18 protein-coding genes are annotated in these 14,714 nt (G+C 36.7%); 8 read left to right on the top strand and 10 right to left on the bottom strand.

All coding sequences use genetic code 11. From position 1 onward, the window contains the following. Positions 1-198 (bottom strand): twin-arginine translocation signal domain-containing protein (locus tag ABYK33_RS08150; protein WP_373032613.1); only part of this gene is annotated, 198 nt, incomplete at its 3' end. Between the two features lie 64 nt (positions 199-262). On the opposite strand from ABYK33_RS08150, the gene ABYK33_RS08145 reads away from it, so the two are divergent. After that, a complete protein-coding gene (locus ABYK33_RS08145) occupies positions 263-901 on the top strand; it encodes a class I SAM-dependent methyltransferase (RefSeq protein ID WP_373032611.1) in 639 nt (212 codons plus the stop codon). A 33-nt stretch (positions 902-934) separates the two neighbouring features. Here the strand turns inward: ABYK33_RS08145 and ABYK33_RS08140 are convergent, their stop codons facing one another. Together ABYK33_RS08140 and metG are read right to left on the bottom strand one after the other, a co-directional pair. Further along, positions 935-1,915: a hypothetical protein gene (locus ABYK33_RS08140; RefSeq protein ID WP_373032610.1), complete on the bottom strand. Its 981-nt coding sequence runs from the start codon at positions 1,913-1,915 to the stop codon at positions 935-937. A gap of 2 nt (positions 1,916-1,917) precedes the next feature. After that, positions 1,918-3,894, bottom strand: coding sequence for a methionine--tRNA ligase (gene metG, locus ABYK33_RS08135; RefSeq protein WP_373032614.1), 1,977 nt, complete (start codon positions 3,892-3,894; stop codon positions 1,918-1,920). 127 nt (positions 3,895-4,021) lie between these two features. Between metG and ABYK33_RS08130 the strand changes: the two genes are divergently transcribed. The 3 genes from ABYK33_RS08130 (at position 4,022) to ABYK33_RS08120 (ending at position 5,329) form a co-directional block, all read left to right on the top strand. Continuing rightward, positions 4,022-4,537, top strand: coding sequence for a hypothetical protein (locus ABYK33_RS08130; RefSeq protein ID WP_373032609.1), 516 nt, complete (start codon positions 4,022-4,024; stop codon positions 4,535-4,537). A 91-nt stretch (positions 4,538-4,628) separates the two neighbouring features. Further along, positions 4,629-4,958, top strand: a complete 330-nt coding sequence (locus tag ABYK33_RS08125) for a cytochrome c (RefSeq protein WP_373032608.1) — start codon at positions 4,629-4,631, stop codon at positions 4,956-4,958. A gap of 122 nt (positions 4,959-5,080) precedes the next feature. Then, positions 5,081-5,329, top strand: a complete 249-nt coding sequence (locus tag ABYK33_RS08120) for a GIY-YIG nuclease family protein (RefSeq protein ID WP_373032606.1) — start codon at positions 5,081-5,083, stop codon at positions 5,327-5,329. On the opposite strand, the gene ABYK33_RS08115 is transcribed toward ABYK33_RS08120, so the two are convergent. The 3 genes from ABYK33_RS08115 to mobB are packed head-to-tail and all read right to left on the bottom strand — an operon-like array spanning position 5,326 to position 6,889. Then, a complete protein-coding gene (locus tag ABYK33_RS08115; protein WP_373032605.1) occupies positions 5,326-5,523 on the bottom strand; it encodes a hypothetical protein in 198 nt (65 codons plus the stop codon). The genes ABYK33_RS08120 and ABYK33_RS08115 overlap by 4 nt on opposite strands. Then, on the bottom strand, positions 5,523-6,374 hold the full coding sequence (locus ABYK33_RS08110) for a class 1 fructose-bisphosphatase (RefSeq protein ID WP_373032603.1): 852 nt from the start codon (positions 6,372-6,374) through the stop codon (positions 5,523-5,525). Before ABYK33_RS08110 ends, ABYK33_RS08115 begins: the two co-directional genes overlap by 1 nt. A 17-nt stretch (positions 6,375-6,391) precedes the next feature. Beyond that, positions 6,392-6,889 carry a molybdopterin-guanine dinucleotide biosynthesis protein B gene (gene mobB / locus ABYK33_RS08105; RefSeq protein WP_373032601.1) on the bottom strand — a complete coding sequence of 166 codons (498 nt, stop codon included), beginning with the start codon at positions 6,887-6,889 and terminating at the stop codon, positions 6,392-6,394. Between the two features lie 92 nt (positions 6,890-6,981). Between mobB and ABYK33_RS08100 the strand changes: the two genes are divergently transcribed. Beyond that, the gene (locus tag ABYK33_RS08100; protein WP_373032599.1) at positions 6,982-7,500 is read left to right on the top strand and encodes a hypothetical protein; all 519 of its coding nucleotides are present in this window, start codon (positions 6,982-6,984) and stop codon (positions 7,498-7,500) included. A gap of 17 nt (positions 7,501-7,517) precedes the next feature. Here the strand turns inward: ABYK33_RS08100 and ABYK33_RS08095 are convergent, their stop codons facing one another. From ABYK33_RS08095 to gltX, 3 genes are read right to left on the bottom strand one after another with little or no spacing between them, the layout of a single operon-like run. Then, on the bottom strand, positions 7,518-8,801 hold the full coding sequence (locus ABYK33_RS08095) for a lytic transglycosylase domain-containing protein (protein ID WP_373032598.1): 1,284 nt from the start codon (positions 8,799-8,801) through the stop codon (positions 7,518-7,520). Between the two features lie 3 nt (positions 8,802-8,804). Then, positions 8,805-9,080, bottom strand: a complete 276-nt coding sequence (locus ABYK33_RS08090) for a YggT family protein (RefSeq protein ID WP_373032596.1) — start codon at positions 9,078-9,080, stop codon at positions 8,805-8,807. Next, positions 9,077-10,387, bottom strand: coding sequence for a glutamate--tRNA ligase (gene gltX, locus ABYK33_RS08085; RefSeq protein ID WP_373032595.1), 1,311 nt, complete (start codon positions 10,385-10,387; stop codon positions 9,077-9,079). The genes ABYK33_RS08090 and gltX overlap by 4 nt, the downstream gene beginning before the upstream one ends. Before the next feature lie 94 nt (positions 10,388-10,481). Between gltX and ABYK33_RS08080 the strand changes: the two genes are divergently transcribed. Both ABYK33_RS08080 and ABYK33_RS08075 read left to right on the top strand, forming a co-directional pair. Further along, complete coding sequence (locus ABYK33_RS08080) at positions 10,482-11,681, top strand: class I SAM-dependent rRNA methyltransferase (RefSeq protein ID WP_373032594.1); 1,200 nt, start codon at positions 10,482-10,484, stop codon at positions 11,679-11,681. A 131-nt stretch (positions 11,682-11,812) separates the two neighbouring features. Then, positions 11,813-13,504, top strand: coding sequence for a diguanylate cyclase (locus ABYK33_RS08075; RefSeq protein WP_373032593.1), 1,692 nt, complete (start codon positions 11,813-11,815; stop codon positions 13,502-13,504). 22 nt (positions 13,505-13,526) lie between these two features. Here ABYK33_RS08075 and ABYK33_RS08070 read toward each other — a convergent pair whose 3' ends face one another. Continuing rightward, a complete protein-coding gene (locus tag ABYK33_RS08070; RefSeq protein ID WP_373032591.1) occupies positions 13,527-14,270 on the bottom strand; it encodes an exonuclease domain-containing protein in 744 nt (247 codons plus the stop codon). A gap of 141 nt (positions 14,271-14,411) precedes the next feature. Here ABYK33_RS08070 and ABYK33_RS08065 point away from each other — a divergent pair. Then, the coding region (locus tag ABYK33_RS08065) for a phosphatidylserine decarboxylase (protein WP_373032590.1) at positions 14,412-14,714 on the top strand (303 nt) is incomplete at its 3' end.

Here is a 14,714-nt window from a genome sequence, read left to right as displayed (position 1 = left end):
TTTGGCAAAATTGTCTACACCTGTTCCCATAATGGGAAAATGTGCAGGCCAGGATGTCGCAAGCTTAAGAGTGACCTTTTTACCTCTGCTGATATTGGCAGAACCACCTTCTGTCTTCTCCTCAGCCCTATGACATCCACTCAGTGCCAAAGCAGTTGCTCCAATGGCTGTACCGGCTATAAAATCTCTTCTTTTCATTTCTTCTTGTATCCTTGATTTAATAGATTAAATAGTAACATAACGTACGTTTTAAAGGGGTGAAATGAACTGTCATATTTGTAATGATCTTTGCGATACTTTTACAGATGAAAAAACAAAGATCACATACTATTACTGTGGTAATTGTGAATATATCTTTAAATCACCAGAATGCCATCAAGACTTTTCTGCACAAAAAGAGCGTTATAATCTACATGAAAATGATGAGAAAGATGCAGGGTATCAAGCCTATTTCCAACGTTTTTTAGATTTTACTTTACCTTTGGTAGGCCAGCCAAAAACAGCTTTGGATTTTGGATGTGGTGCAAGTTCACTACTGGCGAAGATGTTAGAAAAAGAGGGTATTAAATGTGACTATTATGACCCTATCTATCATCCTGATACACTCAATGACAATAAAAAGTATGCATTGATAGTCTCCACAGAAGTTTTTGAACATTTGCATCAGCCTAGAGAAGTATTTGAAAGTTTACTGGAACAATTGGAAGAGGGTGGTTACTTGGCACTACAGACACAGTTTCATCCTAATGATAGAGAAGCATTTAAAAAATGGTACTATCATCAGGACCCTACACATATTGTCTTCTTTACCGCAAAAACTTTTAGAGTACTTTGTAAAGAATATAATTGTGAGTTTGTGAGTGAGAATAGAAAGAATATGGTACTTATGAGAAAATGTTAGTACCTGCAGATATCGCAAGTACTAAAAAGATAGTTAGAAGAGTGAATACTCTTCTTGAATCGTATTTAACATACTTTTATCTGCATTGTAGATAAATGCATAGTTAAAGTGGATATTTTTAAGCAGCTCTTGTAACTCTTCATTTGTTTCAAACCAATGTGGGTGATCAATACCCGGTACTTTGGTCTTAGGCGGTGTCATAACAACACTTTTTACCCACATATTACTTCTCATCACATATTCTCTTGCTTTTGTGATATCTGATAGATTGTCAGTAAATATGGCAACTTTAGCAGTTTTACTTGCTTGTGTACTTTTGAGTTTACCATCTATAAAAACCGGTGTAAAATGTTTCGTGTATCTGAGACGGTCTACAGCGTAGGCAAGGCTATGTGTTTCACAAAAGTCAATAACACGAAGGAGATATTCTAAATGAAAAGGAATCAGTTCTTTTTCCTGATATACAAATCCACCTACTTTAAATGTCGTTCTAAAGAGTGTATCTGATACAGGATAGCCATCTACTTCTCTGTTGAGTTTTTCGACATCAGGTTTGATGAGTTCCATGAGTTCTTTATCTGTACCTACAAAGAGTGAAACTTCAGAGTTGAGTATCTGTTCAAAGGCTTTTCTCCAGTCATCTGATATAAATGAAATATTGGTTTTGTGTACCAGTATCATTTTAAGAAATGTCTGTTCATGTTTCGAGAGTAAATAGAACTTCGCTTCTTTTTTAAGGATGACATAACGGATGAGTTTAAAGGCTGCAAGTTGGAGATCTGAGACTTTTATCCACGCTATTTCATCATCATTTTTAACAATGCTGTCATCTGCATAAACGATGGCATAAGCACCATTGGCTATGGCTTGGTCTATCTCTTCCTGATTTGAAGAGAAGAAAAGATCACCATGCTCTACTTTTGAGAAGTAAACAGTCGCAGCTTCTATAGCTTGAATTTTTGGTGTGTTGGTGAGTGTTCCCTCAGTGAGGTTTATAATGTCTTCTATTTTCATTCTTAACCTATTGGTGTTCCAGCCGTTTTTGGCTTTTCTGGACGTATCATACATAAACCGTTCTCATCTTTGGCTGCAAGAAGCATTCCTTCGCTCTTAAGACCCATTAGTTTAGCTGGTTTAAGGTTTGCAACAACACAGACCTGTGTATCTAACATATCGTCAGCAGAGTACCATTCTTTAATACCTGCCACTACTTGTCTCGGCTCATCTTCACCTACATCGACTTGAAGTAAAAGAAGTTTTTTACTTTTTGGTACTTCTTCTGCTTTTACAACAGTACCAACTTTAAGAGAGGTTTGGAAGAACTGGTCTATTCCTATGAGTGCTATGCCTTCTTCTTTCACCTCTTTTTTAGGCGCTTCTTTTTGGGCTGCTTTCTCTTCAGGTTTGATATCTTCAGGTTCTGCTTGTTCTAATAAAGGCTCTTCAATACGAGGGAAAAGAGGATCTATCTTTTCTAAGACAAATGTCTCAAGAAGCTTGGTATCTTTAACCATATTGTTCCAAGAGTTATTGTCTATGGTGAAGTGTAAAGCATTTGAAATCTTTGTACAGACAGCAGGCATCACAGGGTATAGCATGATAGATACTTTTGCGAGTATAGCTGCTATAAGCCCGTTGAGTGCCATAGCTTCTTCTTCTTTACCTTCTTTCATGAGTGTCCATGGCTGGTACATATCTATCGCTTTGTTGGCTACAGTGAGTGGTCTCCAAAGCTCTTCGAGGTATCTGTGTATCTGCATCTCAAAAAGCAGAGGTTCTAGATTATCTAAAGAAGCATGTACTTCATCAAGTTCAGCCTGATAGTATTTGCCTACATTTGCAGAGTCAACTGTACCTGCAAAATATTTACCACTCATTCCTATGAGACGGTTGAGTAGGTTTCCAAGGTCATTGCCAAGGTCAGAGTTGATACGGTCAATGAGTGCTTTTTGACTAAAGTCACCGTCGCCTCCAAATGGTACTTCTCTAAGCATAAAGTAACGGAAGTTATCCAGTCCATAAGCATCTGCCACTTCTCTAGGATTTACTACGTTACCTTTAGACTTACTCATCTTCTCACCATCTCTTGTCCACCAACCGTGAGCAGCAATGTGTGTAGGTAGAGGAAGGTCAAGACTCATAAGGAATGCAGGCCAGTATATGGCATGGAAACGTAAAATATCTTTACCTATGAGTTGCACACGTGCAGGCCACTGGTCCATCTTGGCATCATCTGTACCATACCCAAGTGCAGTCACATAGTTCATGAGGGCATCCAACCATACATACATCACATGTTTAGGATCATCCATTTCTACTGGAAGTTTTACACCCCAGTCAAAACTTGTACGTGTGATCGAAAGATCTTGCAATCCACCTTCTACAAAACGTATCACTTCATTTCTTTTACTCTTTGGTAAGATGAAATTTGGGTGATCTTCATAATATTGGAGTAGTTTATCCTGATATTTGGAGAGTTTGAAAAAGTAACTCTCTTCTTCTACTATAGTGGTACTTTTACCACATTCCGGACAAAACTCATCATCAACCAGTTGAATGGCAGGGAAGAAAGTTTCACATGAGATACAGTAGTGACCCTTATAGGTATCTTTATAAATATCACCATTTTCATGCATCACTGAAAAGGCTTTTTGAACCCCTTTCATATGGTCTGCATCTGTAGTTCTGATAAATTTATCATAAGAGATATCAAAGTCATCCCAAAGATTTTTAAAAGTTGCTGAGATCTCATCTGCATACGCTTGGGTTGTTTTACCTCTGGATTTTGCAGCTTCTTCAATTTTCTGACCGTGTTCATCTGTACCGGTAAGAAAGAAAGTTTCTAATCCTGACATACGAGAGTAACGTGCAAGTGTGTCTGCAATGATGGTTGTGTATGCATGGCCGATGTGGGCGATGTCGTTAACGTAATAGATCGGTGTTGTAATATAAGATTTTGTGTGACAAGACATATTGTGTAGTTCCTTAAACAAATGAGTTTGTAGAGTAAATTTGATAAATATTTTAGCCAAAAAGTGCTGTATTATGGATGATATTATAAAATAATATATATCTGATGTTATAATACTACAGTGAATGGGAAAAATCTAAAGGATAAGCATGGATAAAGATCCAAATGAAATATTAGATCTAGAGAGTTTCTCAAAAAAAGAGACTTATAGTACTGAAGATAAGCAACTCATTATGGATAGATTAAATGAGGAGAGACTTGCCCAGCAAAGTGCAAAAGAAGCGATCGAAAGTAAAAAGGGTCCATATACTGAAGAAGAAAAAAAGAAGATCTTAGACAAACTGAATGAAAAAAGACTCAGTACTCAAAAACGTGAAGAGATCCAAAAGAGTCGAACCTACAAAAAAAAGATATATAAGTTTGGAAATAAAGAATTTTATAAATTTAAAAATATGGAACGAGAATACTATATAGAGATTGAAGTTTGTAATAAATTCTCTGCTAGACCAGTCATAGTCACACTCTTTTATAAAACTGTGAGCGAATACGAGTTGAAAAAAAAAGATATACTGATCAAAACAGAAATATATACTGATAAGTTTCTTATATCTATGGATACTATACGTGTCTATTTTAAAGGGTATTCACTTGAAGATGATAAATAAGGATGTGTGTTAAACTAATAGCCACTATAAGTCTAAATTTTTTTAATCTTTAGTATAATAAAATAAGTATCTATCTAATAAAGGGGTGAAAATGAACATTCTAAAAATACTGCTTTTGGTTTTTACGACAAGTCTCTTGACGGCGAATGATGCAAGTACAACCTATTTACGTAAATGTGCAGGTTGTCATGGACACAATGGAGATAATACAGTTTTAGGTAAATCTAAGATCATCAATCAAATGAAAGCGGATGAAATAGAAGAAGCACTCTATAACTATGCAGCTGGAACCTGTGATGTAGAAGTTCCAGTCTGTGAACCAAAAAATCCTATGATCCAGCATGGTAAAAAATCATTTGTTCAAAATCATACTAAAGAGCAGATACAGGCATTGGCAGTATATATTAGTGAGTTGAAATAAGATCTCTCTAGCCATCGATCATTCAGCGTTTGTTTGAATGGTTGATCCCCAAAGAACATACTTTCATACTTCAAAGATTTTGTTTAATCTACAAAACTTTACAATTTTGCTAAAATACTTTTATGTATTTCGTCTATATGGTCAAGTGTTCTGATAACACTCTTTATACTGGTATCGCTACAGAGTTGGAACGTCGTATAGAAGAGCATAACGGCTCGGATAAAGGGGCTAAATATACACGTGTCAGAAGACCTGTAAGCTTAGTATATAGTGAAGAATACCCGGATAGAAGTTCTGCTTCTAAACGTGAGTATGAGATCAAAAAGAAAATGAGTAGGGCTGAGAAGTTAAAGTTGATAGAGTCTCATTAAAACTCAAATCCACCACCGGCACCTTTACTCATACTGTCATATACTGCTTTGATGTAGCTGTCACGCACTTCACACTCAAGCAGTTTTTCGCAACTCATACAGCTTTTTACTTGATGTGCTGACTGGCAGGATTCTAATTCAGATTTCTTCTGTTTTAGGGCTATCTGCCACTCATCAAGTATTTGTTCTGACATTACGCTTTCATCCCGTATGCATCTTTGAGTTTTGTTACCTCATAGTTGGAACCAAAGAAACAAGGGCTGGTGTCATGTGGATGACTTGGGACCAGTTCCATAAGTCTCAACCCATTTGAATTGATAGCCTGTCCACCTGCCTGTTCATACATAAAAGCAAAAGGGATGACTTCAAAAAGTTGTCTTAGTTTGCCATTAGGTTTGTCTGATGTGCCAGGATAAGAGAAGATCCCGCCGCCTTTTAGAAGTATCTGGTGAAGATCAGGTACCATACCACCTGAGTATCGGAGACGATAGCCTTCAGCAAAAAGGTCATCTACAAATGTTTTGTGGTGTGGCGCCCAGTTTTGTTGCGTACCACCTGGAGCATTGAGTTTTCCTTTTTGATCCAGTGTGATCTCTGATATGAAGTTAAAGAGTCCTTCCTGAGCTCTGTAATGCTTCGGCTTATTCCCTTTTGTGGCCGTTACAAGTTCAATACGAGGACCATAAACGACATAAGCAGAGGCTACAAGGTTTTCAGCTTTCAGCTCTCCTTCATAGATACCGAAGATAGATCCTACAGAGAGGTTGACATCTGCTAGACTTGAACCATCCAGGGGATCATAACAGATAGTGTATTTTCCCTCATCATGTAGTTCTAATACACCTTCTTTTTCTTCACTTACTAAAGACTTTACAAGAGAGACATTTTTAAAAGCTTCTTCTATGATATAGTCACTCTTTACATCCAGCTTCAGTTGATCTTCACCAGATGAGTTTTCACTGTCACTGTAACCTAGATCTTCTGTTTTAATTGCATGGTCTATTTTGATGGCAACTTTTTCAATGGTTTCAAATATGGTTTGCATCTTTTTCCCTCTTTTACTTATATGTTTTTTGCATGGGTATTGATCCACTCTATGATCTGAGTGGTATTGTTCAGATCGAGTATATCGATATCTTCTGGTATAGTATAGGCTGCAATATCAATACTATCATCTATAGCAATGGCTTCACTGCAAGAAAAATAACTATCATCAATTTTGTTTCTGAAGACAGCAATACGCGGCAATGGGAGAGTTTTAAGTCCTTCAACAAGTAAGATATCAAAGTCATTGATCATCGACACAATATCGTCCAATGTTTTTTCTCTTTGTGAGAAGTACGTAGTACGTGTAGGAGAAGTGATAACCACTTCTGCTCCTGTTTGTGAGAATTTATGGCTGTCTTTACCCTCTACATCAAACTGAGCTTTGTCTTTAGGATCATTTTTGATGATGGCAACTTTACGTTCTTTGATCAATGTTTGCGCGATCTTTTCCACTAGGGTGGTCTTACCGCTATTTGACGGACCGGTAAATGCTACAGCAACTCTTTCATTCACAGTATTTTTTCCTTGCATTATGATTGCATGAATTATACATCAATCTTTATTGAATGTATGTTAAAATCCATATTAATTACAAGGAGTGCATAGTGGTTAGATCAAGTATATCGTTTATTGCCATTGCTCTTCTTCTCGGCTGTACTTCAAAACAAGAGACAGATCTGATGCAAGCCTATAATGAAAAAGCTAATTATCATAAACAATTACAAAAAACAGAAAAAACACAACTTTATCAGGACAATGTCACCAAAGCGATGTTGACCGCTACCTATCTTTATATGCCGAACTTTGAAAACAATGATACGAGAGATGAAGTTTTTATCGTAGGATTGTATTTGGAAGATAAAGCATCAGGAAAGATAAATGGTAAAGGAAACTCCTTGACCCTAAATGGGAAAACACCCAAAGAAATAAAAGAACTTAGCTTGGATGATGAACGGTTAAAAGATCTGTCTTTTGTTACTTCATGGAGTCGTTATTATCTCGTTACTTTCCCTCATGAGGCAAATAAAAAGATCACGCTTGTTTTTGAGAGTAACTTGTATGGAAAAGGTGAGTTAAATTTCGCCAAAGTGGCGAAATATGTATTGAATAAAGAAGCTTTTTAACTTTATGGTGTTTCGTATTACTTTCTAAATTTATCTGTTTCGGAAGGTGAGGCAAGCACTTTTAAGAGTGGAAATATACGTGTTGATACCCCTAGTTTATTTAGATAAATGACATAATTTGCCAGTACTTTTTTCCCATATTCTCTTGCTTCATGATTTTCCATTTTTTCCATACTCATATACGGTTCATAAGGGCCTCTTCTGAAGTTTTGTTTCTTGGTAATATGTCTTCTTGTAAATCCTATACCGGCATTGTAGCCATAAGCTATGAAAAGTGGATGATAAAGGTATTTGGTAAGATAATCAAGATGGTAATCTGCATACTCTATGGCTTTATAGGGATTGAACATATCATCCAGATCTATTTTTTCCCCTTTTTCTTTGGCTACATGTTTGACAAGGAAAGGCATGAACTGCATCATACCCAGTGCAAAGGAACGTGAAACAGAAGCAGGTACAAAACGACTCTCCTGTCTTGCTATGGCATAGATAAGTGCCTGGCGCTCGGGGGTCATCTCTTTCATGGCATCACGGTAGGGCATAGGGAAGTAAGATTCTGTATAGTTACAGGCTTTTGCTTTGAGATAAGTATAGACACCGATCGTCTCTTGTGATTTGTGGTCATCTGCCAGATCATCCAGATCGACACCAGAATACATCTTGTGTTTTACCTTTGCCCAATCAATAGGATCTTCGATGTCAAATCCCCATATACTGCTTTTCCAAATGGAGTTAGTAATGGTTTTTGGGTATTTTGCGTTTATTGTATCTGCTGCCATCAAAGTATAAATGTTCACATGACAACTTTCACGTAACTCCTTGATATAGTTATCATCTTTTGTGCTCAAATAAAGCCAGAAAAGAGATTTGTCTTTATCATATTGTTTTACATAGTTCTCATGAGCATCCCTGAAGTAAACGGATGCCTGTCTGGGTTTTCTTTGTTGCATCAGTGCAAGACCATGATTGAAACTCTTATGTGCCTTACTTCTTCTCCTCCAGTTTTTGTTTTCGTCTCCACGTACTTTTAATTTGGGGAGTTCAATATTCAATGTACTCCCTGTTCTCGTTGTATATGCTGTACGGAGTTTGGTATTGAGTCTGCTTGCTTGATAGATGACCTCTTTGGCCTCTGCAGCTGTAGTAGTGGTTTGTGAAAGAAAACGCCAGATATAGTAATCCTTCTCTATACTCCTTGGCATCTCATCTATTTGTTCATAAGTGATTTTTTTTGCATGCAGAGTGGTTGTCACAAAGAAGAGTACAAACAGTGATGAAAGAAAAAGAAACCTCACTTTCATCTATTATCCCAGTACAGCACGCATCATAAAATTATCAACCAGTTGAAGACCTAAGATCACAACCAATGGTGACAGGTCTATACCTGATAATACCACAAACGGCATTTTACGTCTGATAAAGTTCAGTACTGGTTCTGTTAAACGGTGTAGTACCTGTACTATAGGATTGTATGGGTCAGGACGTACAAAACTCAATAGTGCTGCGATGATCACTATCCAGATATAAAGATTCATAACGGTATGTAAAGTTTGTACAATTGCGTAGATTAGGGCATTCATGATACTACCTCCAGTAAGTATGCTTTGATCAGCGGATAGACATCCGAAAGTTCAGGTCCATGTTCCGCACCTGTGAGAAGCAAGCTTAAGGGTTTAAACAAGCTCTGTCCTTTAAGTCCGCTCTCTTTCATAATGTGTGCTTGGAATTCGTTAAAATCATCGATCATTGGGGCATTCTGGATGATGACTTCCAGCGTCTTCATCTGATCACTCCATTCACCTTCAAAATCTTTAGGTGAGAAGATCGCTTTTATCTTTGATTCAAGCTCTTTAAGGGTACTTGCCTCTTCAAGGTAGAGTTTGGCAAGTTTACCGATGTTCTCATCTGCAAATCCAAAGAGTGTAGAAAGACGTTTGTCATCCATAAGTTTGAAGTGCTCTCTATTGATCAAACGGAGCTTATCAATGTCAAACTTAGCCGCAGAGCTTGAGATATTCTCTATGTTGAACCACTCTATTGCTTCAGGAAGTGTAAATATCTCTTTAGGTGTATTTGCATTACCAAGAAGTACAAGGTAGTTCAGGATCGCATCTGGTATAAACCCTTCCTTAAACATCCATTTTACAGAACTTGCATCATCTTCTATACTCATTTTTTCACCCTCACTATTGAGGATAATAGGCAAATGTGCATAGGTTGTTTCTGCATCATAACCTAAAAGTGTTTTGATGTGTTTTTGTTTTGATGTGTCAGAGAGGTGATCTTCCCCTCGTACAATGAAGTCTACACCGCTGAGCATATCATCTGCCGCAGAAGCAAAGTTATGAGTAGGTGTACCGTCAGCACGCAGGATCACAAAACTGTCGACTTCATTTGGTGCAGTTTCGATGTGACCTTTTATAAGATCATGGTTGATAATAGCTTCTGTGGGTTTTTTGATACGTATGACAAAAGGGATACCACTCTCTTTAAGATTTGCAAGTTCTTCTTTATTTACATCGAAGCATTGTCCACTATAGCGATAGGCTACTTTTTGTGCTTTTGATGCTTCTCTCTCTGCATCAAGTTGATCATCACTACAGGTACAAATGAAGGCTTTACCTTCTTCTAGTAGGCGGATCGCCAGTGTTTGATGCATATGCAGATGTTCACTTTGATGAAAAACACTTTCATGTATCAATGCAAACTTTTCTAAAATTTGCATGATCTCTGTGTCTTTCCCCTCAATATTACGTGCTTTGTCTGTATCTTCAATACGGACGATAAAACTCTCTTTACGCTGCTGCGCTATAAGGTAGTTAAGTATTGCAACACGTAGTGTACCTATGTGCATATCACCTGTAGGTGAAGGGGCAAATCTTAGCATATGTTTGACTCCGATTTATTGTTGAATTAATAGAGGGTATTATAGGGTATTTTACTTAATCCTTTAATGATACAATACGCTATCAAGGATGAATATGAATAAAGCAATAGACTTAACGATAAAACCACAATATATTAAAAATTATATGAACGGATATCCCCTTATTTCAAAAGATTCTATTGTTGATCTGAGTAGAGTAAGAGATGAAGGTGCGATAGTCAATCTTTTAGATGAAAGAAAAAAGTTCATTGCCAAAGGATACTATGGTAAACAAAATAAAGGGTATGGTTGGGTGCTCAGCTCTAAAAAAGAGGAAGAGATCAATGTCAGCTATTTTACACATAGAATAAAAACAGCTCTAAAATACAGAGAAACGTTTTATAATGATGAAAATACAACGGCATTCAGAGTTTTTAACGGTGAAGGTGATGGAGTAGGTGGGTTAACGATAGATTATTTTGACGGATTCTATTTGATCACTTGGTACAGTCTGGGTATCTATGAATTTAGAGAAGATATTTTGACAGCATTACAGTCTTTGGTAGAGTACAAAGGTATTTATCAAAAAAAGAGATTTGATGCGAAGGGCCAATATCTTGATGATGCAGATGATTTTGTATGTGGCAGCAGGGGTGAGTTTCCTTTGATAGTAAAAGAAAATGGGGTAAATTTTGCTATATACCTTGATGATGGGCCAATGGTTGGTGTATTTTTAGATCAAAGAGAGGTACGAAAAATGATTCGAGACAGTTATGCCAAAGGTAAAACGGTCTTAAATACTTTCTCTTATACAGGGGCATTTTCTGTCTTTGCAGCATTGGGTGGTTCTGCGAAAACGACAAGTGTGGATCTAGCTAAAAGAAGCCGTAGTAAAACGCAGGAACAGTTTACGATTAATGCTATTGATGTAGATGCACAGGATATCATAGTTGAGGATGTTTTTAATTACTTCAAATATGCAGTCAAAAAAGAGATTTTGTTCGATGTAGTGGTACTTGATCCGCCTAGTTTTGCAAGATCAAAAAAACATACTTTTTCTGTAGCAAAAGACTATGTTAAACTATTGAAAGAAGCTATACAGATAACGAACAAAGGTGGGGTCATCGTTGCCTCCACGAATTATGCAAATTTCAACATGGGTAAATTTAAAGAGTTTATCGACAAAGCATTTAGGGAACTGGGTGGAAAGTATAAGATCGAGCATACTTTTTCATTACCAAAAGATTTCAAGGTGATGGAAAAATTTAAAGAGGGTGATTATCTAAAAGTTGTGTTTATCCGAAAAGTAACATAGGACTATAGATATGTGTAAAATAAAGAGTGTGAAGATCAATGATTTAGCTGAATCACTCCATCTTTTGTTATGATAATAAAACTTTTTAAGTTATTTAAATAATTGTGTATTGATAGAACATCGGGGAAAAGATGCAGAAAATAATCATTTCATTACTTTTGTTTTGTTTTTCACTACTCTATGGGAATGTACATCCAAAAGCAATAGATCTGTCTGTATCAAATTACACAATAGGTCAATCCTTACTCGAATATGAAGATACGACTGCCACTATGACGCTTTCTAAGGTACGTCAGCTCTCTTCTGATAATTTTAAACTATTAAATAAAGCGGTTGCAAGTCATCCATTTACCCATTCAGCATTTTGGTATCAATTTAAAGTAGTCAATAAAGAAAATAGCGCTTTATCCAGACTTATGGTCTTTGAACCTGCCTGGCTTGATTCAGTGAACATCACTGTTATATCTCCTAAAGGCCAATTACAAACATATCAGGGTGGAAATATCTATCCCTATTCACAAAGAGAACTGGATCACTATTTAATTAATTTCAAGCATGATTTTGAACCGGGTATTTCTACTGTTTATATCCAAGTGAAAACACGTGATCCCTTTATTGTATCTCTTTCTATTCTCGAAGAGTCAGCATTTTTGACAACACAGGTTGAAGAATCTCTCTATACAGGTTTAATTTATGGTGGTATTGCTGCTATGCTATTTTATAACCTATTTCTCTTTTTTGGTATAAAGCAACGATTCTACCTCTACTATGTATTGTTTTTGGGTGCTTTTTTTGTCATGAATGCATCGTATAACGGATATACCTTTATGTATTTTTTGTCAGATCAACCCACAGTACAAAATTGGTTACAGGCAGCGGGTATTTATCTTTTTGTGATTACTGCACTTCTTTTTTCCAGTTCATTTTTAGATCTTGAAAAATATCATAAGAGACTTTATAAGATTACGGCATACTTAATATTTTTGATCATCACTATAGCAGTATTGACGGCACTGTTTGGTGGGTATCATTACCATGTGATGCTTTCTATCATAATGGTAATGTTCGTCAGTATATATATATTTGTTATGTCATTATACTCCTGGTTAGATGGCAATCGTTCAGCAAGATTTTTTCTTCTTGGTGTTGCCAGTGGTTTGATCGGTGCCATCATTACTGCATTAACTGTCCTCTCTTTTATTCCCTTTAGCTATATGACATATAAGGCGAATGACTTTGGAATGCTGATTGATGCTGTTTTATTATCTATTGCACTCGCTGATCGAGTGAAGATATCCTTGGAGAAAACGCGTATAGTAGAGAAGGAGTCGAGAACAGATGTCATTACAGGACTGTTAAACAGGAGGGCTTATTCTGAAATGTCATTTATTGAGTACCAGAGACTTTTACGTCATCAAAGAGCACTGAGTGTTATCATATTTGATGTTGATCATTTTAAACGTGTCAATGATACCTATGGACATGATGCCGGAGATTACATATTGAAAAGTGTAGGCAGTATTGTAAGAGGTGTGATTAGAGAGTATGACTATGCATTTAGAATGGGTGGTGATGAGTTTTTACTTTTACTGCCTGAGACAAATGAGAAACAGGCATCGCTTCTGGCTGAACGCATTAGACTAAGAATAGAAAATAAAAAGTTGGTAGATGAGCATAATAATAAATTTTCAGTTACAGCCAGTTTTGGTATTAGTCAAAATAGGAAAATAGATACAAGTATAGAGAATATAGTAAAACGAGCAGATAAAGCACTTTATAAGGCTAAGGAAAGAGGTAGGAACAAGGTTGAGATTATGGTCTGAGTGTAGTAAATACTACACTATCCTACACTTCTGCCAAATAATGATCCAAAGTAAATTGCATATCTTCATCCAGGTCAAGATTGCCTCTCATCCACTTTATGTAGTTTCTATCTGCATTTACGATCTCAGCGATCTCCCGGTCTTTGTATTTTCCAAATTTAAAAGTTTTCATCATTACCGGTGTTTGTGTAAGTTCAGCCAATTTTTGCATAGGATTTACACCAGCATAGTTTTCTTGTGTAAGACGTACTAACTTAGATAGAAGCAGTTTCATTACTAGTACATCACCAATGGCATCATGTGCCTTGACAGTGATACCAAGGTTATCTGCTTCTGACTTTTCTATCTGGTAGAGTTCAAGCGCATAGCGAAGGTACTGAAGTCTATGACTGGGGCTATCTGGAAGCAAGTGTTTAGCACAGCGTAGTGTGTCTATAAGGGTATAGTTATTTTGAAAACCTTCTTTTTCCAACATAGCCAAGTCAAAAGAGATATTGTGCGCGATGAGGTAGTTCTCTGTTTTGTTTAATTCCAGTATTTTTAAAGCAAAATCAGTTTCATCATAAAGTCCTTTGTCTTCTATGAGATCAGGTGTGATGTTGTGTACTTCCATCGCTTCTATACTGATGGGTACAGGAGCTAAACAGAGCTCATCAAAAACTTCGATATCGTTCTTACTGTGTACGATCATAGCTCCTACCTGTATGATACGGTCCTGTTCTTGGTTCCCTGTGGTCTCTGTGTCGAAAAGTACATATTTTGCCATATTGTATCCTTGAATATATTAACATAGATAGTATCGTATTTTATCTAACAATCCCAACCCTAAATGACAAATGGTATAATACTGCTTATATTAAACTGTCTATCTAGGTTTAGCCAGATAGCTTCAAACATAGGAAACATAATGTCAAGACACTTTACCTCTATCATCTCCAGCGGTTTTGGAAAATTTGCTTCAAAAGCATTTCCATCACCAGTTCAAAACTTTATTAATACCGGGTATGTAAAACTCATGGGACTTGATATGAGTGAGTTTAAAGAGCCAAGTGCTTATCCTACACTCAACAAACTTTTTACAAGAGCTTTTGAAATACCTAGAGCTTTACCTGAAGACCAAGATGCACTTATCTCTGGTGTGGATGCGCTTATCACTGATGCCGGAACGATCAAAGAGGGTAAAGCCTATCAGATAAAAGGGATGAGTTAT

The organism is Sulfurovum sp., from assembly GCF_041562805.1.
Taxonomy (GTDB): domain Bacteria; phylum Campylobacterota; class Campylobacteria; order Campylobacterales; family Sulfurovaceae; genus Sulfurovum.
The sequence above is the reverse complement of the archived record's forward strand: the minus strand, read 5'-3'. Positions and strand labels throughout refer to the sequence as shown.

Excerpts from the sequence above, each read along its gene's own strand:
- ABYK33_RS08145 (WP_373032611.1), top strand. The coding sequence starts at position 263 with ATGAACTGTCATATTTGTAATGATCTTTGCGATACTTTTACAGATGAA.
- ABYK33_RS08140 (WP_373032610.1), bottom strand. The coding sequence starts at position 1,915 with ATGAAAATAGAAGACATTATAAACCTCACTGAGGGAACACTCACCAAC.
- ABYK33_RS08130 (WP_373032609.1), top strand. The coding sequence starts at position 4,022 with ATGGATAAAGATCCAAATGAAATATTAGATCTAGAGAGTTTCTCAAAA.
- ABYK33_RS08125 (WP_373032608.1), top strand. The coding sequence starts at position 4,629 with ATGAACATTCTAAAAATACTGCTTTTGGTTTTTACGACAAGTCTCTTG.
- ABYK33_RS08120 (WP_373032606.1), top strand. The coding sequence starts at position 5,081 with ATGTATTTCGTCTATATGGTCAAGTGTTCTGATAACACTCTTTATACT.
- ABYK33_RS08115 (WP_373032605.1), bottom strand. The coding sequence starts at position 5,523 with ATGTCAGAACAAATACTTGATGAGTGGCAGATAGCCCTAAAACAGAAG.
- ABYK33_RS08110 (WP_373032603.1), bottom strand. The coding sequence starts at position 6,374 with ATGCAAACCATATTTGAAACCATTGAAAAAGTTGCCATCAAAATAGAC.
- ABYK33_RS08095 (WP_373032598.1), bottom strand. The coding sequence starts at position 8,801 with ATGAAAGTGAGGTTTCTTTTTCTTTCATCACTGTTTGTACTCTTCTTT.
- ABYK33_RS08090 (WP_373032596.1), bottom strand. The coding sequence starts at position 9,080 with ATGAATGCCCTAATCTACGCAATTGTACAAACTTTACATACCGTTATG.
- gltX (WP_373032595.1), bottom strand. The coding sequence starts at position 10,387 with ATGCTAAGATTTGCCCCTTCACCTACAGGTGATATGCACATAGGTACA.
- ABYK33_RS08080 (WP_373032594.1), top strand. The coding sequence starts at position 10,482 with ATGAATAAAGCAATAGACTTAACGATAAAACCACAATATATTAAAAAT.
- ABYK33_RS08075 (WP_373032593.1), top strand. The coding sequence starts at position 11,813 with ATGCAGAAAATAATCATTTCATTACTTTTGTTTTGTTTTTCACTACTC.
- ABYK33_RS08070 (WP_373032591.1), bottom strand. The coding sequence starts at position 14,270 with ATGGCAAAATATGTACTTTTCGACACAGAGACCACAGGGAACCAAGAA.